The sequence below is a fragment of the Alteromonas lipotrueiana genome, from assembly GCF_019249245.1.
Taxonomy (GTDB): domain Bacteria; phylum Pseudomonadota; class Gammaproteobacteria; order Enterobacterales; family Alteromonadaceae; genus Alteromonas; species Alteromonas lipotrueiana.
On sequence record NZ_JAESDK010000001.1, the window covers coordinates 18,774 to 38,555 of the forward strand.

At 46.6% G+C, this 19,782-nt stretch carries 15 protein-coding genes; 3 read left to right on the forward strand and 12 right to left on the reverse strand.

Annotated features, from left to right (window positions below; translation table 11 throughout):
• Positions 1-5: 5 nt before the first annotated feature.
• The 6 genes from JK130_RS00080 to JK130_RS00105 all read right to left on the reverse strand — a co-directional run bounded on the left by JK130_RS00080 (position 6) and on the right by JK130_RS00105 (position 7,426).
• Positions 6-1,325 (reverse strand): O-antigen ligase family protein, encoded by a 1,320-nt coding sequence (locus JK130_RS00080; RefSeq protein WP_218352164.1) that lies wholly within the window; start codon positions 1,323-1,325, stop codon positions 6-8.
• Positions 1,309-2,481: a glycosyltransferase gene (locus tag JK130_RS00085; protein ID WP_218352165.1), complete on the reverse strand. Its 1,173-nt coding sequence runs from the start codon at positions 2,479-2,481 to the stop codon at positions 1,309-1,311. Before JK130_RS00085 ends, JK130_RS00080 begins: the two co-directional genes overlap by 17 nt.
• A 171-nt stretch (positions 2,482-2,652) precedes the next feature.
• Positions 2,653-3,375: a tyrosine-protein phosphatase gene (locus tag JK130_RS00090; protein ID WP_218352166.1), complete on the reverse strand. Its 723-nt coding sequence runs from the start codon at positions 3,373-3,375 to the stop codon at positions 2,653-2,655.
• Positions 3,376-3,393: 18 nt separating this feature from the next.
• A complete protein-coding gene (locus JK130_RS00095; RefSeq protein WP_218352167.1) occupies positions 3,394-5,613 on the reverse strand; it encodes a GumC family protein in 2,220 nt (739 codons plus the stop codon).
• 44 nt (positions 5,614-5,657) lie between these two features.
• Positions 5,658-6,203 carry a polysaccharide biosynthesis/export family protein gene (locus tag JK130_RS00100; RefSeq protein WP_218352168.1) on the reverse strand — a complete coding sequence of 182 codons (546 nt, stop codon included), beginning with the start codon at positions 6,201-6,203 and terminating at the stop codon, positions 5,658-5,660.
• Entirely contained in the window at positions 6,203-7,426 is a 1,224-nt protein-coding gene (locus JK130_RS00105) for an outer membrane beta-barrel protein (protein WP_218352169.1), read from the reverse strand. Before JK130_RS00105 ends, JK130_RS00100 begins: the two co-directional genes overlap by 1 nt.
• Before the next feature lie 548 nt (positions 7,427-7,974).
• On the opposite strand from JK130_RS00105, the gene JK130_RS00110 reads away from it, so the two are divergent.
• Entirely contained in the window at positions 7,975-9,432 is a 1,458-nt protein-coding gene (locus JK130_RS00110; RefSeq protein WP_218352170.1) for an undecaprenyl-phosphate glucose phosphotransferase, read from the forward strand.
• A gap of 67 nt (positions 9,433-9,499) precedes the next feature.
• Here the strand turns inward: JK130_RS00110 and JK130_RS00115 are convergent, their stop codons facing one another.
• Positions 9,500-10,408, reverse strand: a complete 909-nt coding sequence (locus JK130_RS00115; protein ID WP_218352171.1) for a hydrogen peroxide-inducible genes activator — start codon at positions 10,406-10,408, stop codon at positions 9,500-9,502.
• Positions 10,409-10,681: 273 nt separating this feature from the next.
• On the opposite strand from JK130_RS00115, the gene JK130_RS00120 reads away from it, so the two are divergent.
• The gene (locus tag JK130_RS00120) at positions 10,682-11,686 is read left to right on the forward strand and encodes a universal stress protein (protein ID WP_218352172.1); all 1,005 of its coding nucleotides are present in this window, start codon (positions 10,682-10,684) and stop codon (positions 11,684-11,686) included.
• A gap of 407 nt (positions 11,687-12,093) precedes the next feature.
• On the opposite strand, the gene JK130_RS00125 is transcribed toward JK130_RS00120, so the two are convergent.
• The 5 genes from JK130_RS00125 to JK130_RS00145 form a co-directional block, all read right to left on the reverse strand.
• On the reverse strand, positions 12,094-13,365 hold the full coding sequence (locus JK130_RS00125) for an inorganic phosphate transporter (protein WP_218352173.1): 1,272 nt from the start codon (positions 13,363-13,365) through the stop codon (positions 12,094-12,096).
• 285 nt (positions 13,366-13,650) lie between these two features.
• Positions 13,651-14,367 carry a phosphate signaling complex protein PhoU gene (phoU, locus tag JK130_RS00130; protein ID WP_218352174.1) on the reverse strand — a complete coding sequence of 239 codons (717 nt, stop codon included), beginning with the start codon at positions 14,365-14,367 and terminating at the stop codon, positions 13,651-13,653.
• A gap of 35 nt (positions 14,368-14,402) precedes the next feature.
• Positions 14,403-15,209, reverse strand: a complete 807-nt coding sequence (gene pstB, locus JK130_RS00135; protein WP_218352175.1) for a phosphate ABC transporter ATP-binding protein PstB — start codon at positions 15,207-15,209, stop codon at positions 14,403-14,405.
• An 11-nt stretch (positions 15,210-15,220) separates the two neighbouring features.
• The gene (gene pstA / locus JK130_RS00140) at positions 15,221-16,807 is read right to left on the reverse strand and encodes a phosphate ABC transporter permease PstA (RefSeq protein ID WP_218352176.1); all 1,587 of its coding nucleotides are present in this window, start codon (positions 16,805-16,807) and stop codon (positions 15,221-15,223) included.
• Positions 16,800-19,037, reverse strand: a complete 2,238-nt coding sequence (locus JK130_RS00145) for an ABC transporter permease subunit (protein ID WP_218352177.1) — start codon at positions 19,035-19,037, stop codon at positions 16,800-16,802. The genes pstA and JK130_RS00145 overlap by 8 nt, the downstream gene beginning before the upstream one ends.
• Before the next feature lie 157 nt (positions 19,038-19,194).
• Between JK130_RS00145 and JK130_RS00150 the strand changes: the two genes are divergently transcribed.
• Positions 19,195-19,701, forward strand: a complete 507-nt coding sequence (locus JK130_RS00150) for a glycine cleavage system transcriptional repressor (protein ID WP_218352178.1) — start codon at positions 19,195-19,197, stop codon at positions 19,699-19,701.
• Positions 19,702-19,782: the final 81 nt, after the last annotated feature.

Genomic DNA, 19,782 nt, shown 5'->3' on the forward strand with positions numbered 1-19,782 from the left:
CTTGGTTAGCGAACCTGTTTCGAAATGAATTCAGGCGCATGATGAGAATTGTCATGCAGCAATCGTACCGGGGCTATCGTATGGCCGACTAAAATTGCATAGAGAATCAAGCCTTCAATGTTCCAAAGTGGCATGGTAGCAAAGCACATGATGAGAAACCCCACCATAGAAGCAAATAGCATCAGAGCAAAACGACGGTTTATAATCCGCAGTGATTGCCACAAAAAACGACTCACGGCGAGTAAAAACAAGCCTAGTCCAAGAAAACCGTATTCAAAAAGAAACGATACATAGGTGTTATGCGCGTATTTTGGAAAGCGGCCGCTCCACGATTCAGGCCCCCAGCCAACAATAAGATTAACCCAGGGCCCTTCACTAAAAGCAAAAATATACTGACTCCAGATATAAACCCGGGCTGAAAAAATATCTTTTTCTGCTTCGGTGTAATACACCGGCGCTTTGATCAGGTCATCCAGACTCGTAAGAAATACAAAAACATCGGCAAACCGGTCTTGCATGGTGTAAGACATCAATAAAAATAATAGTGCGGTTGCGAAGGCCGAAGCAATTAAAAAAACCGGTTTGTACCGTGGCGTGACCCGCGCTTCCAGCGTGGAATAGGCAAAGATAATCGCCATCGGCAAAATAGCCAGTACCGAGGTTCGGTAGTTCGCCAGTACCAGCAATACACAGCCAGTAACAAACAGCAGCGACCGAAACCTTATATAGCCCGGCGCCAGTAAGCCTACTACCAGAATAAAGCTGGCCATAATCATCGAAAAAGCAGCTTCATGGTTGTAGCCGCCAATATAGCTGGTAGAACCGTCAGCTTCAGTAGCCTTTGCTTCACCTAACAGTATCGACATAATTTGTAAGCTGACCGGTAAAAAGAACGCCACCAGCATTTTGCGTAACACCTCATCTTTGCCTACCTTACGTATAGACATAAGCAGGGCGCCCGCCAATGACAGAAAAAAGCACCATTTTACCAGTACATTCACCAGTCCCAGCAAATTACCGTTTAACATACCGCTGATGATTATGCTGACAAAAAATGCATACAGTAATGCTAACGAACGCAGTGACCATAGCGTTCGCGGTAATAACAACAGGCCACAGCCAGCAATACCTATTGAGCTTAATGCATTTATAGAAAACCCCGCCACTAGCGGGGTATAAGTGATTTGATGAAACGCCGATAAGAAAAAACGCAGCCAGATAGCAATAATAACGAACGCCAGGTATTTATTGCAGCGACCCGATACAGCTCGGTATACCAAAAACGCGCTAAGTAGCGCAAAAACAATTTTAACCAGAATGAACATTGTTCATTTCCTCTGACTGACGATGGCGCCCTTTTATAGTTTGAATAATTTTTTCGCGAAAAACTGCATAGCTAAAATCTTGTGCTCGCAGGCGGCTTTGCCCGGCGTAATAATCAAGGTTGCTTTCATTATTTAAAAAATTAAGGGCCTGGACGACGCCGTTAATCTGATTTACCTGACACAAACAGCCGTACATTGAAGCCTCAAACTCATCTACGTTGAACGGATACTCACCCGACAAAATCTCTGCCGGTCCCGACTCACAATTAGTGGCTGCCACAGGCTTACCCAGACACATAGCTTCTACAATCGCATTGGGGAAACCTTCGGCATTAGAGGTAGATACAAAAAAACGGGCATGCTTTAAATAAGGATAGGGGTTGCTGCGAAAACCGCTAAAGTGTACCCGCTCTGCAATACCCAATTGCCTGGCCAACGCCACTAAAGACGCTTGCTCATCGCCCTGACCTAAAATAAGCAGGTCGTCAGTAAGCTCGCTTTGGGCAAAAGCGTTAAGCAACAGACTAAAATTTTTGTTTTTTACCAAACGGCCGGTACCAATAATATAAGATCGGGGTGGTAAATCATCCACAGGTTTGTCGGCCAATTGTTTTAATTGCGCAATATCATAAGGATTATGAATAACCTGCAGGCGAGCTTCGGGCACCCCAAAGTTTTGCTGCAGATCGGCTTTTACACCCTGAGACACCGCCACCACATTATCGGCAAAACGATAAGACATTTTTACCATCAATTTACTCACGGTATCTTTAAAACCACCGGCAAAGTGACTACTGGTATTTACGCGCTCGCTGATTATGGCTTGATAACCGAAACTACGCGCCAGCGCGATATTTACCATATTACTGCGGGTTAAAAAGCTAAAACAAAACTGAGGTTTAATCGCTTCCAGCATTTGGCGAGCGCTTCTATATCCTTTTAACAGCGAGCCGTGCGTGTTTAATGTGACCTTATTTACGTAAGCCGGGCAGGTATGAGCTTCGGGCAAATCGTCCAGCAAAATCAGGTAAACACAAAGCTGGTTCGACGTAAAATACGACTCCATCGCCGACAGCAGATTACACATCACCCGCTCTGCTCCGCCGCCTTCTAAAGAGTTAATCATAAAGGCGACATTCAATGATGCTTGCTGCATAAAATATCCTTGTAATTCTACTGCTTGCTAGTTTTGTTTCAGTACGCTCAACTAGCCGAAAAAGGAAATGGCGCCACTGTTTTTTTAGTCATGGTTGGGCCTGGCACTTTATCGACAGGCACCCGGCACCGATGATGGCCGTATCAACACCGACATTGTCCACCCATCAACCTAAACAGCAATTCCAACGATACTGGCAGGATTGTGAATAAACAGTTTTTCAGCCTGTTCTTTAGACACCTTTTTACTGATCAGCTCAAACGCATCGCCCATATCGTTAGGACGTCTTTGAATGTCATGGGTGTCAGAGGCCACCACGTCAATCTGGTTATTCGCCAGCATAGACCACGCGATGTCTTGAACCTGCTCACCGAAGCGTCCGGTAAACGCACCAGCGGTTACCTGTAACCAGCACCCCTGATTACGCAGCCATTGTATTTTTTCAGGCCGTTTCCACACATCCCGGTTGCGTTCTGGATGTGGAATAAGCGGCTGTACCCCAGCATTTATAAGCCACCGAAATAACTGGTCTAACCCGGCGGGCATGTTACTGTGGGGCATTTCTAACAATAATACATTTTTACCATTTTTTTGGCCCAGGTAGGGCAGCTTATTTTGCTTAAACCAGGCCGGTACCATTTCATTAATGCGAATCTCTCCTGCCCACGACAGACTCAGATCAATTTTGGCCTCGTTCACCGCCTGTTGCAGCTGCACAAATCCCTGTTCAATAATCTCTGCGGTATTATCAAAGGTTCCCCAGTGCATGTGGGGGGTGCAAACTAAATGAGTGACGCCACAGTCTGCGCTTTGTCGCGCCATATCCAGGGCCATTTCCATTGACCGGGCGCCATCGTCAATACCGGGAATTATATGACTGTGAACATCTATCAAAGCAAATCCTTTCTTATTTTAAGAGTCGGCATTGTAACCGTATTGATCGTAGAAACCACCATATCGCTGAGAAACATCAGAGCGACGCAGGTCTACCTGATTCAGTACTACACCATCAACCCGGTGACCCACTTGTAAAAAGCGGCTTAACCCATTTTGGATCATTTTTTCACTGGTGCTGTCAGCGCGCACAACATAAATCACCGAGTCGCACGCTTTTGAAACTACCATGGCATCGCTAACCGCTTGAGTAGGTGCCGTGTCTACCACCACATAAGTATAATGTTTCTTCAGGTAGGTGATAAGTGCATTAAATCCTTCACCGGCAAGGAGTTCCTGCGGGTTAGACGGGATACTGCCTGCGCAAATCAAATCAATACCCGATTGTTCATCATGGACCAGACATTCATCCAGCGAATGGGTCTTCATGGTCAGATTCGACAGACCCGGCTGATAGTTAGGAACATTAAAGCGCTTGCCAATTGATGGCCGACGCAAATCGGCATCGACCAGAATGGTTTTATCTAATTGTCCCAAAGCAAAAGCAAGGTTGGTTGATACGGTCGACTTACCTTCTTTGGGGACACTTGATGTAACTAAAATAGCCTGGTTGGTTCTTTCCAGATTTATTAACGACAAGCTGGTTCGAAGCGTACGAACCGCTTCTGAAAACTGATGGTACTTGCTGTCAAAAAAGGCACGCAGTGGCATCTGTTTTTTCCGTTTTTTAGGAATAACCGGAATTAACCCCAGCATCCGCTGACCTAATTTTCTTTCAACATCCTCAACCGAGCGTACACCACTGTTCAGGGCTTCAAGTACAAAGGCTAACAGAACCCCAAAGCCAAAGCTTACGACAAAAGCAGCACCAATCAGCAGTGACCGGTTAGGCGCTGAAGGATTATTAGGTGCAAATGCTGGATCTAGAATGCGGGCATTCGCCGATTTAAAACCGCCCATCTCACTGGTTTCTTTTAAGCGGGTAAACATGCTGCTGTAAAGCTGCTGGTTAATATCTACCTCGCGTTGCAGTGCCCGGCGCTGGTTCTCCAGACTCGATAATTTGCGGTATTCCGATTTTGCCTGGCTCACATCTTCCTGAAGGTTGGCGACCCGTTCCTGCGAGGCGCGATATTCGGTAGTAATACTGGAAATTAGATCGCGTATCTGAGTTTGCAGGGTTTCACGTACCGAGCTTAGCTCGGCATTGGCGGCTACCATTTTGGGATGCTTAGGTCCAAAGACTTTACTTAGCTCAGACACCCGACCTTGTGCTTCGGCTTCCTGGCGGCGAACACTTTGAATACTGGCATGGTTCAGCACTTCGGGCAGCCGTGCCAAGGCACCGTAGTCGGTACCATTGCGTTGGGTTTGCTGGTATATAGCCCGGTTTTGTTTTAACGTGGTCTGAGCTTTTAACAACTGGTCACTGTATTCTTCAAGCTCTTCAGCGGCCAACCCCACAACCCCGTTGCTTAAATTCACCAGCTGGTTATCTTCGTAAAAATTGGTCAGTTTGCGCTCAGCTTTTTCAAGTTTGTCTTTCAGGCCTTCCATGCTTTCATTCAAAAATGACGTAGCTTTAGTGGTCATATCCACTTTTGCCTGAAGGTAATTTTCTACGTACACATCGCCCATGGTGTTGGCAATACGTGCGGCAAGCTGCGCCGAACCACTTACTGCAGTTATTTCAATAACCTGAGTATTGTTCACCAGTTTCACTGAAATGGAGTTTTTTAATTTGTTAATAGCCGCTTGCCGGCGCTTTTCTGCCTTTTGCGTGGCAGTTAACTCAACTTTTTCATTTTTTGGTAAAAAGGTAAGCTTAGATCTAACCCATTGTTTTGCTTTTTTTACTGCGGCAAAGCCGCCTGAGGTGCGAGGTAAAAAATCAGGATCGTTAGATAAGTCTAACTCATCTACCGCCCGGGCGATAACCTGGCGCGACTGGATAATCTCATATTGCGTTTGCATATAGTCTTTGCGCGACGTATCCGACTTATACACCTCTTCAATTGACATGATGTTAGCGGGCTGCGACTCAATCAGCAGGCTGGCCGTGGCCGAATAAATTGGCTTCATTTTCATGACAATAAGCGCGACTAAAATGGTAGATAGTACCGCCAGCACAATAATTCTTCCGGCATAGCGTTTGAACACCTGCCAATAATGTGCAAAATCAATGGTCTCATCGTCAAGAATGTTGGCCTGCAACGAGTCCCTCATTTTATTAGACATAGCTTTTCCTTCGAAATAGAGCGAAAAAAACTCTCAGGGCTTCGTTAGAAGAAGCGTTGAGGAATAGTGATAATGTCGCCGGGCTGAATCATCTGACCTACCTCGACTTCCAGTGATGTTTGCCGGCCATTTTTTTCCCGGATAATTTGAACATCAGAACGCGCCGCCCGTTCGGTATAACCGCCCGCCAATGCTGCCGCCTTATTTACGGTTAATCCCGGCTGATAGGGGTAACCGCCGGGATCTTTGACTTCGCCGTCAATAAAAAACGGTCGATACTCTACAATTGACACTGCCACCGAAGGATTCACTAAATAGTCACCCTTAAGCCCCTGATAAATCGTTTTTTCTACCTCAGAGACTGTCAGCCCTACTAGTTTAAGCTCACCTAAAAAAGGATAATTGATGGTTCCTACATCGGGCAGGCGCGACTGCATAGACAAATTGCTTTGGCCAAAAACCTCAATCAGAATTTCGTCACCTACTCCTAGCCGGTACTGACTCATGCTGGGGTTACCTTGCTGCGCAGACACACCAAGTACCCACACCGCGGATAATATTCCCAGTATCAATCGTAGGTTTTTTTTCATTACAGGGTAACCTTAGCCGTGATGCCTGCTACATTACGGTCAAAAACCACGTCGTCACGGTTACTGTTTCTTTCGTTGATTTGGTAAAACACACCCAGGGTCAGCCAGCGCCGAAACTGATAATCCATGCCCAGACTAAATCGTGTAGTGTCATCTTCGCGCAGGTCGGCCGCCTGGCCTATATAATCGTCGGTGACATAGGCAACTTTAGCGGTGGTAGACAGTCGCTCTACCCAGTCATGAGTCCAGGCAACCTGATACGAACGATTTCGAATATAGTCTGCAAGGCCATTGGTTTCGCGGGTATCTGCGCTAGTCGCCACTTTTAACGTCGAGTAAGACAGGGGTTGATAGGTCATACCCACTTCCCAGGCTACGCCCGCAAAGTCTTCGCGCGAAGCAGCATCAAACTTTTTCTGCTTGTACCCTACCTTGGCATAACTGCGGGTATATTGGTTTGATGCCCAGGTAACCCCAGCCAGTACTTTGTTTTCAATTGAATCGAGCGAACTTTGAGAATTGGCCGCTTTGTCATACGTAATATTCTGGCGAACGGCATCCAGCACCAGCTTAGTGCTAGGGGCAATCTTGTAATACAATGCAGCGCCATACCGAAGATAATCGCGGTCGCGAAAGGTTAAAAATGCACTGTCTCGAAAATCGGACACCTGCAGACGATCGTCGTAGTCCATGACTTCATAGCCCGCGCTAACATCCACTTTTCCTTTACCCGAGGCCACACCATAAGAATAGATACCCGCAACCTGGGTATTTTTAAAGGTGTCTGGCTCGCTTAATGCTTGCCCAAAGCCATTAGAATAGACGCGCCCCCTTTCGTCATGCCCATCTTCAAAATTAGCGCGAGCCGAAAACCGGTTGCGATCATTTATCACAAAATCGCCGTCGGCATGAATAAAGTGGTCGGTGTAATTATCCTGTTCACTGGAAAAATACTCACCACGCTCTAGCCGGTAGCCCAGCTCTATTTCATTCCCCGCCACCTGGGTAACAGCTTTAACCGAAGGCGATACAACCCCTACCCAGCTACTGATGCTGGGCGTCCCCGCATTAGCGTAGGTGACATTATCAATGTGAAGAAATTCCGTATTCAGCACAGGGATCAGGTCTGCACTCCCGAATTCGTATCGTCCGGCCTGCTGAGCCTGGGCTACCCCCGACGCGACTAAAGACAAGGCTACGATACTGGAAGTCCTGTTAATCATGATCTCTCCTGCGAAATTAAATAAAAAGAACAAAAAATTTGAGTGGCGTAAGGTAGTTAGCACCGGCTGCGTCTACTGCTATGCCTGATAAACATTTTTTGCTTAGCGAGCTATTTACCTGTTTGACGCCAATTTCTGTAATAGTCAGCCTATACTATTGGGGCAAAGGCTAGGTGAAGGCCGTATGCTAAGAGCGTGCCAGGTACGCCTGGGGAATTTTTTACCGATTCACAGACCTAAAGTGCGATCTTGATGACGAGGCCATGTTGATAACCCGCTATTGAATCAGCGTTTAGCCTGCTTTAAAGGCTGACAGTAGGTCATTTCAATCGCGATAATAGATCGCGGCAGGCTTAGCCCTGCCTGACTCAGGCCCTATACTTGCATGTTTGAATGAGCCAAAAACGTTAGAGAAAGCCTTAGTTGAAATATATGGTTCAATTTATGCATTGAATCTCGCAACATAACTGTATTTCTTTTTTTCTAAATGCGTGAATTCAGTAGAGCCGTTTATTTTCCTGATTTCCCACTTAGCTGGAGTGAATGAAATGAAATTTAATTTGCTGCAAAGTCAGGCGCTAAATAGCAACAGTCCGACACGGGACGAAACCAGAAGTGGAATCACCGGGCATTATCAAAGCAGCTTTTCGACCCTATATCGTTTGATAGATCTTTGTCTTATCACAGTATGCTTTTATGCGGCGCTGTTTTATTACGATTTAACCATCACCACTACCGGCATGATATTGCTATTTATCAATGTGGTGTCATTTCAGATGGCAGCAGAAGCGATGGATTTGTACCGGTCATGGCGTAGTAGCCCCACCAGTTCAATGCTGAAAAATACAGTGTTAACCTGGTTGCTAAGCTTCTTTGTCACTATGACCTTAGGCTTTATGTTTTCGCACAGTGTTACCCTGTCGCCGTCTATGGTGATGTTCTGGTTTGCAGCCTCGTTTGTTAGTCTCACGATATGGCGCGCTATTATGCGTCAGTTTTTGTTTAAGGTACGCAGCAACGGTATGAACTCGCGTTCGGCCATTATTGTCGGTGCCACTGACACAGGCTATAACATGGCTGCGCAGATGAAACAAAACGAGCATCTGGGCATTCACTTTAAAGGCATGTATGACGATCGCCCTGCCGAGCGTTTACTGGGTGAGCAACAGCACGATATTTGTGGCAGCATTGACGATGCAATTGAAATGGCGCGTCTGCATCAGGTTGACTACATTTATATTGCCCTGCCTACAGCAGCCGAAAACCGCATTAAAGCCATATTGGAAAAGTGCAGCGATACCACCGCTAATGTTTATTTGATTCCAAACTTCTTTATGTACTCTTTGTTGAATTCACGCTGGCAGTCGGTGGGCAATGTACAGGCATTAAGTATTTACGACACGCCGTTTCAAGGCTCAAACGATGTGCTTAAACGTATTGAAGATGTTGTGGTTAGCAGTATTATTCTGGCTATTATTGCCATTCCAATGCTGTGTATTGCCGCAGCCATCAAAATGACATCATCGGGTCCGGCCATTTTTAAACAAAAACGCTATGGGCTTGATGGCAAAGAAATTACGGTCTATAAATTTCGCTCAATGTCGACCCAGGATAACGGCAGTGAAGTGAAACAGGCTACAAAAAATGACCCCAGAGTAACCCCTTTGGGTGCGTTTTTACGCCGTACTTCACTCGATGAGCTGCCACAGTTTATTAATGTGCTGCAAGGCCGTATGTCCATTGTAGGACCTCGCCCTCATGCGGTGGCGCACAATGAACAATACCGTAAACTTATCACTGGCTATATGTTGCGGCATAAGATTAGACCGGGTATTACCGGCTGGGCACAGGTTAATGGTTTGCGCGGCGAGACCGAAACCGTGAATAAAATGGCCAAACGGGTCGAGTTTGATCTTGATTATATGCACCGCTGGTCTGTGTGGTTTGATTTAAAAATTATTATTAAAACCATTACGGGTGGGTTGTCGGGTAATCACGTCTATTAGGAAAATTATTACTCTAGATAACTGGCCTGCGCCATCATGCAGGCCAGTGTCTTCAAGCTGCGATTTATTAACGTAAGGTAGGAACCGGAAGCAGCGGCGCGAGAACTTCCGCAATGCGTCGAAACAGCCTCATCCGTGTGGTACCTGAACGCCATACAAGTCCAATTTCCCGATAAGCTTTATCTTCTGCCGGCATAGCCGTAAGCTCGGTTGACTGCAATATCTTTTGGTTTAAAGCCAACTCGGGTAAAAATGTATAACCCAGTTTGCTGTTTGCAAGTTGTACCAGTGTGTACAAGCTGCTGGCCGCTAAACTACTGACCTGTTCCTGATGTTGCAGATTACAGGCACTTACGGCATGACCGGTCATGCAGTGTTCTTGCTGCAACAGAAAAATACTTTTTTTCGGCAATGAGGACAAATCCAAAGGTTCTGGCAGGTTATGGGCCAGCTCATGGTGAGCGACCAAATGAAATGGATCGTGCCCCAGTATCATTTGCTTGCAGCCAGGAGTATCCATAGGCAGTGCCAATACCAGTAAATCGAGTTGCCCGTCGGTAAGCTGGCGCATTAGATTGTCGGTGGTGTCTTCTTGTAGCTCAAGACTAATGTCGGGCAAAAATGTACTGAACGCTCCGATTAAGCCTTCAAATAAAAATGGCGCTATGGTAGGTATTACGCCCAGCTTTAGCTTGCCTCGCTGCCAGTCACCCGCGTTTTGAGCGTACTCAACCAGTTCGCCGGCCTCTTGTAAAATAAGCTTACTACGCTCGACCACATCCAGACCTAACGAAGTAAAAACAAATGTTTTATGCTCACGTTCAAGTAACTGGCTCCCAAAATGTTCTTCAAGGTTTTGAATAGCGGTACTTAAGGTAGACTGGCTGACATTGCACCGGTTTGCCGCCCGGTGAAAATGTTGTTCCTGGTGCAGAGTGACCAGATAATGAAGATGTTTAAGGTTTGGCCATTTCATACAGTAATCTTTTTGATTAAAACAGGGAATTTTAATCTAGCATAAGAATCATAGAAGCAAAAACGCAAATCGCTAAATAACCGGTATAATTGTGCGAACTCTGGTTTATTATAATGGTCAACAGGTTAGAGCGTAGGCTGTCATAAAAGCTTCTTAGTTTTGTTGCCACATCTTTACGCAATACTTCTATAATTATGGTAAGCAAACCAACATTTTCGCTTGATAACAGGACCGCAGAACGCCTGTTACTGATAGAGTCCAGGTGAGGCAGCAATGACCGGAAACAGTAAAAATATTCTTTGTATTCTTAGTGATGCTCATCACCATGATAAAATTGTGAAGCATGCCATACAGGTCGCAAAATATCATGATGCACAGTTGACCGTTATGCTAAAGCTTGATGCGCTGCCGCCCAATGCAAATATGGTGATGCAGTCATTTGCTTATCTTGAAACCCACAACTCTATGGAGAATGCGGCTAAGATCTGGCTTGATAAACAGATCGCGCAGTGGTCTAAGCAATATCCGGTTAAAGGCAAAGTGACAGTTGGCCAGTCGTCGATTGAAATCATTCAGTACATTATGGCTAACAAGATAGATTTAGTCATAAAATTGTCTGATGCAGATGATAAAGATCGCCTGTGTGGTGCAGATGACATGCAGTTATTGCGTAAATGCCCCTGCCCGGTGTGGGTGGTCCCGCGCAACGACAAAGCGCAATACGATACCATTGTGGCAGCGCTCGATCTCAACTACCACTATCCTGCACACGAAGTATCGGTTCGCCGGGCATTAAACATGGATATATTACGATATGCTGCTCATGTCGCTTTAATGGAGTCAGCCCAACTGCGCATAGTGCATGTGTTTGATGCAGTGCCAGACAATATTTTGCGTGGTGGGTTTATCTCGGTAGATGAAAACGCACTTGAGAATGATTTAAACAATATCTATCAAGAACGTGAAGCCGAACTGGAGCGCTTGATAACAGCAGTAAAGGCCGAGTTAAAAGAACAATTTAAAAAAGGCACTATGAAGAAATTGCGCCGCCAGACACATCTTGTGCATGGCTATCCGCGTCGTGAAATTGCTACCACCGCCACCGCGGTCGGAGCAAAAGCGGTGGTCATGGGTACGGTCGCCCGCTTGGGGGTCCCCGGGTTTATTATGGGCGGCACCGCCGAAGAAACATTACAAAAGCTTACTTGTTCGGTTATCGGGATTAAGCCCGAAGGCTTTGTTTCGCCTGTATCGCCGGTGGAAGCTAACGCCGATTAAGCTTGGTTGCCTGCTGCCCTGAAGTGCAAGTAAGAAGCCTCAGGGCGGGTTACTCATTACCCTTGATTGCTTGTCTGCTCATTAAGTGCTTACTTACTAACATCCTACTATTTTGATACCGAACTATCGCTAACGCTTATATATTTTACTTTTAAGCTTATCCCACCGAAAGCAAGATAAGCTTTAGTAATATTATTTTTATAATAATTCCCCCTTTAGCGTATTAAATATCTACACAACCTCGCCACAAGCATGTTGACAGCCTTCGGCAACTTAGGTGGGCGGGCAGCTAAGAGTTTACTCGGGTAGAATCAGAGACAACAACCCAAAGAGCAAGCGCTAAACGCATAAAAACCCCTGATACCAAAATATCAGGGGTTTTGAGGTTGGTTATATTGAGCGGGTTATCAGGCGACGTTAAAAATACCTTTTAACGAATAGAAGAAGATAACCGACAAAATGGCACCCGCGGGCAGGGTTATCACCCACGAAACCACAATATTACGCACAATACCAAGGTTTAAGGCGGAAATTCCGCGGGCTAAGCCTACACCTAATACAGCGCCTACCAGAGTTTGCGTCGTTGAGATAGGCAAACCTGTTCCTGAAGCAATAACTACAGTACAGGCCGCTGCCAACTCAGCGGCAAAGCCCCGGCTGGGCGTTAAGTGAGTAATACCTTGCCCAATGGTTTTGATAACCCGGTGACCAAACAATGCCAGACCAGCTACAATACCCAGACCACCTAACGGCAGAATCCAGGGTGACAACTGCGAATTGGCGTTGATTTCACCACCAGAACTAACCACACTAACCACCGCGGCCAAAGGCCCGATTGCATTGGCCACGTCGTTAGAGCCGTGGGCAAATGCCATACAACAGGCGGTGACTACCATTAGAATGGCAAAGACTTTTTCTACATTCGCAGCCTGCAAATCAGCGTCTTCTGACTCGCTGTACTTCAAACGTTTAATCATGACTTTACCTACCAGGCCAAGCAAAACAGCAATGGCAATAGCCATCAGATAGCCATTGGTTGCAGACAGTTCTAACCCGACGTGTTTCAAACCTTTTTTAATGGTAACCAGCGACATTACAAAGCCCGCCATGCCCATGTAAATAGGCACATAACGTTTTGCATTTTGCAGTGGCTGGTTGGTATTAAAGATAAGTTTTTGTGCGCTCATGAAAATCAGGTAAGCAATAAGACCTGACAAAGCGGGGGTCACCACCCAACTGCCAACAATACCTCCTACCTTGCCCCACGATACCGCGTCCATGCTTACGCCTGTGGCAGTAAAGCCTACAATCGCGCCCACAATAGAATGGGTGGTAGAAACCGGCCAGCCTAGCCAGGATGCCAGCGCCAGCCACACACCTGCAGCAAATAGCGAGGCAATCATGCCTAACACCAGATAATCGGGCTTGTCGATGAAGAAGCTGGAATCAATAATTCCTTTACGGATGGTAGCGGTAACCTCGCCTCCCGCCAGATAGGCGCCGGCGAATTCAAAGATCATGGCAATAAAAATTGCTTGTTTGATTGTTAGTGCTTTAGAACCTACCGAGGTCCCCATGGCATTAGCTACGTCGTTCGCGCCAATGCCCCACGCCATAATAAAGCCTACAACACCGGCCAGAATAATGAGTGTAGTACCGTAATTTTGCAATAATTCCACAGGTATCTGCTCCTGAGTTACTTACTGAACTGGCCAGACAACGTCAGGCTTGTTAAGAATATAGAGCGCCCGTTTAACTGGACATTAGTGCTCGGTGACAAAGTAAATTCTGTTTTTCGCATAGGTCAATAATTGTACTGATCTTTTTAGTCTGCGCGCATGATAACGTAATCAATGCAGTTGCCATAGTCCAAACTTAATGATCTTCTAAATTTTAGAAAAATTCAAAGCAGGTTGATGATCTTAGCGGTTAATATTTCAGTTTTATGACGGTTAGGCGAAAAGTTACGAAAAGTTTTTTAATCTTTTGACCATGTTTTCTAACGTCGAATGTCGGGCATCTTCTCCCCTGGCAAGCCCCACCACGTATTCGCAGATGTTTTTGCATCGATCGCCTACCCGTTCAATTGACCGTAATGCCCACAAAATTTCTAGCCAGTCACGCATCGACTCAGTGTTTTTTTCTATCTCTCCGACAATGTAACTCAGCAATTTGTTGTATTCATTGTCAATCAAATCATCTTGCTCATACACCTCAAGGGCCGACTGTTCATCCTGGCGTGCAAAAGCATCAAAGGTACCGCGCATCATTTGCGCGACCTGTTCGCAAATAAGCAGCATACTGCTTTTTACGGTTTCTGAAGACGGCAACTGCTGCTTGGTCACCAGCCTGGAAATACGCTCAATTTCATCGCCCATGCGCTCAATATCGGTGATGGTTTTTGAAATGGTCATTACTAGCCTCAGATCAGACGCCGTAGGGTGACGTTTGGCAATAATTCGCAAACATTCCTGGTCAATCTGCATTTCCATAGAATTAATTGCCGCGTCATTTAACATTACTTTTTCTGCCAGGCCCGGCATATTGTAGCGAATTGCCTTTATGGTATCGATGAGTTGTTGCTCAACTGCTCCCCCCATGGTTAGCACTGAATTGCGCAGGTTTTCCAGCTCGGTATTAAATTTTCCGGAAATATGAGTATTAAATGCAACTTGTTGCATGATCACCTCTAATAAGACGTATTCTTGCTATAACTTTAACCATACCGGCCAGTAATATAATCTTCGGTTTGCTTTTTGCGTGGAGTAGTAAACAAGGTATCACTGTCGCTGTATTCAATCAGGCGTCCCTGGTGTAAAAAGGCGGTATAGTCAGACACACGCGCGGCCTGCTGCATATTGTGAGTCACAATAACAATGGTACAACGCTTTTTGAGCTGTGCCATTAGCTCTTCGATATGCAATGTAGTTAAAGGATCCAACGCCGAGGTAGGCTCATCAAGCAGCAAAATTTCAGGTTTCAATGCCAATGCCCGGGCAATAACTAAGCGTTGCTGCTGCCCACCCGATAAAACACTGGCGGGGTCAAATAACCGGTCTTTTACTTCGTTCCACAGAGCGGCGTCTTTTAAAGCCTGTTCTACTGCCTCATCAAGTTGACGGCGCTGCGTCACGCCCTGTAAACGCAGACCGTAACAAATATTGTCAAATATGCTCATAGGAAACGGATTAGGCTTTTGAAAAACCATCCCCACCCGGGCGCGTAACTGCGCCACGTTTTCGTTGCGGTGATTAATATTGCGACCATCAATAATAATTTTGCCTTCGTACCGACACTGAGGATAAAAGTCGTTCATACGATTAAAGCAGCTGATAAGTGTCGACTTTCCACAGCCGCTTTGGCCTATTAACGCCACAATACGATTAGCCGGTATCCGCATGCTAATTTCACTTAGCACCGACTTTTTATCAAAAGCCAGATTAAGCTGTTCAACCCTGATTGCTGTCTGTTCATCATTCAGTGTGGCTAAATTTAACGTTTCGCGCTCAAACAGTGTCAGCATTTGCGCCTCTTTTATGTTTCTTTTTGATAACGTTTTCTCAGCTTGTTGCGCAGCACTACCGCAATAATATTAAGAATAAATACTACCAGCAGTAATAACAAACAGGCGGCGAACATCATCGATGCTCCACTTGTTTGGGTCTGGCTATGAAACGCACCATCATAAATAAGCACCCCAAGATGCATAAACTGGCGTTCAAGATGTAAAAACGGAAACTCACTATCAACAGGTAAATTGGGAGCAAACTTTACGGCCCCTACCAGCATAAGCGGCGCCACTTCTCCGGCTGCCCGGGCAATGGCTAAAATAACCCCTGTCATAATGCCCGGAGAAGCCATCGGCAACACAGTGTGCCACATGGTTTCAGCTTTGGTCGCACCTAAAGCATAACTACCGGCTTTAATCTCGGCGGGCACGTTGCGTAAACCTTCTTCAGTGGCAACAATAACCACGGGTAAGGTTAGCAACGCCATAGTTAGTGACGCCCAGAAAAGCCCAGGGGTGCCCAACGTAGGTGCGGGTAAACTATCACCAAACAGCCATTCGTCCAATTGCCCCCCTATACCATAAATAAAGAACCCCAGCCCAAACACGCCATACACTATTGACGGCACACCGGCCATATTGGCCACGGCAACGCGAATGGCGGTAGTCACAGCGTTTCGTGGGGCGTATTCGCTTAGATAAACCGCCGCTAATACTCCGAACGGAGTGACTATCAGGGTCATCAAGAACACCATCAGCACGGTACCAAATAAAGCCGGGAAAATGCCCCCTGCGGTATTCGCCTGTTGGGGTGGCTGACTTAAAAATTGCCAGATATTGCCTAATGTCAGCCACAGCTTCTCGACTTGATTCAGCTGCCCTGGGTACACCAATTGCTTAAGCTGATTAAGCGGAACCGTTATGGTGTTGGTGTCGGCAAATTCGAGTGTGAGCGTATACTGCCCTCGGGTAGCCTCAAGTTGTATAACTTTGCTCTGCCAACGTTCAAACGCTCTTTTACCCGCAAGTAATTCACCGGAATTTGTTTGACTATCTTTTAGGGTAAGCGTGCTTATCTTACGGTGCAGGGGCCCAAGGTGTATGTCGCGAATGGTCTCTATCTGATCAGTCAGGCGTTGCACTTGTTGTTGATACGCAGGCAATTTATCTAGTACCCGGCCACGTTCGTCGTGTTTATTTAAAAATACCGGTTTTGCCAGAAATGTGCGCCCATCGTGCAGTAAAACCCGGGCTGCGTGGCGGGCAATATCTGCATTTTGTACCCGGTGGGCGGCTACCAGTGCCCGTCTTTTGTAAGGCGGATTTGAGTGTGAATACACCAGCCAATACCTGGCACTTTTGTCACCCAGTGAGGCGAGCCCCTGAGATCCCTGAAATTCGCCAAAAACGCGTACCTCGGGTTTGTTGTCGATGGGTAAGCCAAACTCATAAATATCTTCAGGCCAAAAATAACCACCCCCACGCGCAAAAATAAGTAATATAATACCGACAAGCCCTAGCAGTAAACCTGCCGTAAAAAACGCACACAAACTTATGACCAGAGTTTGGCGTTGAGCAGCGTTGCGCCATGGGTAAAACCAGCGTTTATCCATGATAATGTGACCTGCGTAGACGCTGGCGCAATAGCTCTGCGACCGTATTTATTATAAAAGTAAAACCAAACAACAGGCAGGCTGTAAGAAACAGTATTTGATAATGCGCACTGCCTACTTCAGCTTCGGGCAGCTCAATAGCCAGATTTGCGGTGAGCGCGCGCAGACCCTCAAACAGACTCCATGAAGCGATGGGCGTGTTACCTGTTACCATCAGAACTATCATTGTTTCACCAAATGCCCGACCAAAACCCAGCATAATTGCGGCTAATACACCGGGCATCGCCACATGCAATACTACCCTGTACAAGGTCTGTAAGGGTGTCGCGCCTAACGCAAACGATGCGCGCTTTAAGTCACTCGGCACACTGTGTATGGCATCTTCAGCCAGAGAATAAATACCTGGGCTCACTGCCAGCCCCAGGGCAATGGCTACCACCAATGAGGTTTTTCCGATAGGGCTTTGCGTGTCTGCAAAAAATGCCTGCGCCCCCTGACCGTCGCTTAAAAAATGCAGCACCTCTGGGGCCACCATAAAACACACCGCGCCTAATACCAGTAAGGTTATCGCCGCCAGTAATAATTCTACGCTTCTGTTTATATAGGCCCAACGCCTTGCCACAACGGCTTTTAGTAACAAGGTTGCCACTAAGATTAAAGGCAGGGCGAGAATAAAAAAGACCACACCCACTAACAGATGAGTCGCCATTGGTGTAAGCCAAATTGCGGCTATAAAACCAATAACCACTGAGGGTATTGCCTCTAGCATCTCTATGGCCGGCTTTACCCAGGCGCGTAACGTTGCGTGGGCAAAATACCCCGTGTAAATAGCAGCACTGATGGCCATAGGGATAGCAATTATTAAAGCAAGAAACGAAGCTTTAATGCTGCCCATCAGCAGTGGCGTAAGGCTGAACTTTTGCTCCTGAAAATCGGTGGCGGTGGAACTTTGCCAGGTCTGTTGTGGTGATAAATACCCTTCGTATTGCTGAGGTTCAAATAGCGAGGCCCACGTGGTGATGCCCGATAAATTACGGGTTTGATAAATGTCGAGATGTCGGGAGTTAAAAGCATATAAACGCGTAGCATACCAGCGTAAGCCAGTGATCAATTGCTCGCTGTAAGACTGGGTAACTATCTCACCCGTGACACGATTTATGATAAGTAAACGCTTACTATTGGTGGATAAAACCAAAGCATTAGCGGTAGGATGCGCTGCCACCGCCAAAGGTTGCTCTGAAGGGTTCAGGGCAAATGAATAGGTAGGCTGATAAATCATTTTGCCATTGTGATTTTGCAATACCCAACGGGTTATTTTGCCTGAATTATTAGCAATAAGAACCGTACGATCTTTGGGTAAACTCTGCCACCAGCTGATACTTTCTTCAAGGGGGGCCTCGCCTTGTTCTTGCCCCTGGTAGTTTTGCATAACCAAACCGGAGCCGGTGGTAACTAACTGTAAACCAGTATCGGGTAGTGTTAACACCGATTGTGATGGCGTGAATGTTGAGCTGAAAACCTCAGCCGGGTTTTGACGGTTTATCCAGTGTACGGTCGTGCTGTCGGGCTGTTGTAGTTGTAAAACCAGCCAGTTGCGACCTATTGCCGCACGCCAGGTCTTAACCTGCTGCCATTGGCCCACAGGTAATGAAGCCTGCAACAAAGGGGGTTGTGCTAATGGTGCCGGGTCAACATCTGAAGAAGCGGTTTTATCAATAGCAGCCCCGGTAGAAGTTATCCCCTTAGATGCTGTCACGTTATACAACGTTACCTCAGCCCTGGACGTTACTGCCACCACAAATGTGTTATTTAAATGCTCAACCGTTTTTGCCTGCCTGTGACATAGCGTCGGTGTTGCCGCGGGCGACCGGGGGGTATTAGCTGGGTTTAACGGGCTGATATTTGTGGGCACAGAACTTCGCTGTTTTTGTGATAACGCCTGATGTGCCAAGCTTACCTGCTGTAACCGACAGCCGGGCCATATCAATACTGCAGACTCACGTTCTAGCATATCGTCAACCGCCACTAACTGCGCCGTAGCACTAACCGGATGCTGACTTTGCAGTGTGACCGCAGGCGTAAATAACAACGGCGCCGCCTGACTCAGCAGTTGTGTTACCAGCACGATAAGGGTCAATAATACCAGTGCGCCAAATGCCGTCACCAGGACCTTCATGCGATGGTCTTTGCGTTGACGTTGCCGGGTTCTGCTGGAAATTTTAAGATTCATACTTGTCTGACAACAGGTTACGCTCAAAATTGGGCTGGTTAGGCGCTAATGATGTGGTATTTTATGAGTTATTATCAAGTGAATTCTGGCAGAGCGCGGCGCGCCATCTTTCACCTGGTCTGTTAAATTTCAGTCACAACCAAACACCGGAGCACCTATGCAACCAGTAATTATTACTATAATGGGCAAAGACAAAACCGGCATTGTAGATACGCTTGCCAAGGCAGTATACCAGCATGGCGGTAATTGGCAGGGTAGTAGCTTTGCGCACATGGCTGGTATGTTTACCGGCTTTGTTGAGGTGCAGGTACCTCAAAACCAACACGACGAGCTTGTTGCTGCACTAAATGGCTTACCCGACCTCGAAGTGAAGGCGGTGTCTTCTCCGGATAGTTCAAAAGCATTGGGTAACACGCTAACCGTCGAAGTTATGGGTAATGACAAACCCGGCATTGTGCAAGAACTGACCGCCACTTTGAACCAGTTTAATTTAAATATTGTATCTTTTGACTCAACGGTTGAGAGTGCGGCTAACTGGGGCTCAATGATGTTTAAGGCCCGGGCCCGATTAGCGGTACCTGAAGCGTTTAATCAGGATGCTTTACAAAGCGCACTGGAAAACCTGGCCAACGATCTGGTAGTCGACATTAACACGCAAAGTTAATATATCTGCGGTAGTGTCACCGGCGTGCTTGTGTAGCGGCACGCTGCCTCTTTATTGGTTTAACTGTGAACAAAGACACCT

What these genes read in the sequence shown, in the direction of transcription:
- JK130_RS00145 (WP_218352177.1), bottom strand. Translation starts at nt 19,037, where the DNA reads ATGAATCTTAAAATTTCCAGCAGAACCCGGCAACGTCAACGCAAAGAC.
- pstB (WP_218352175.1), bottom strand. Translation starts at nt 15,209, where the DNA reads ATGCTGACACTGTTTGAGCGCGAAACGTTAAATTTAGCCACACTGAAT.
- JK130_RS00080 (WP_218352164.1), bottom strand. Translation starts at nt 1,325, where the DNA reads ATGTTCATTCTGGTTAAAATTGTTTTTGCGCTACTTAGCGCGTTTTTG.
- JK130_RS00100 (WP_218352168.1), bottom strand. Translation starts at nt 6,203, where the DNA reads ATGAAAAAAAACCTACGATTGATACTGGGAATATTATCCGCGGTGTGG.
- JK130_RS00120 (WP_218352172.1), top strand. Translation starts at nt 10,682, where the DNA reads ATGACCGGAAACAGTAAAAATATTCTTTGTATTCTTAGTGATGCTCAT.
- JK130_RS00095 (WP_218352167.1), bottom strand. Translation starts at nt 5,613, where the DNA reads ATGTCTAATAAAATGAGGGACTCGTTGCAGGCCAACATTCTTGACGAT.
- JK130_RS00085 (WP_218352165.1), bottom strand. Translation starts at nt 2,481, where the DNA reads ATGCAGCAAGCATCATTGAATGTCGCCTTTATGATTAACTCTTTAGAA.
- phoU (WP_218352174.1), bottom strand. Translation starts at nt 14,367, where the DNA reads ATGCAACAAGTTGCATTTAATACTCATATTTCCGGAAAATTTAATACC.
- JK130_RS00150 (WP_218352178.1), top strand. Translation starts at nt 19,195, where the DNA reads ATGCAACCAGTAATTATTACTATAATGGGCAAAGACAAAACCGGCATT.
- JK130_RS00115 (WP_218352171.1), bottom strand. Translation starts at nt 10,408, where the DNA reads ATGAAATGGCCAAACCTTAAACATCTTCATTATCTGGTCACTCTGCAC.
- JK130_RS00110 (WP_218352170.1), top strand. Translation starts at nt 7,975, where the DNA reads ATGAAATTTAATTTGCTGCAAAGTCAGGCGCTAAATAGCAACAGTCCG.
- JK130_RS00105 (WP_218352169.1), bottom strand. Translation starts at nt 7,426, where the DNA reads ATGATTAACAGGACTTCCAGTATCGTAGCCTTGTCTTTAGTCGCGTCG.
- pstA (WP_218352176.1), bottom strand. Translation starts at nt 16,807, where the DNA reads ATGGATAAACGCTGGTTTTACCCATGGCGCAACGCTGCTCAACGCCAA.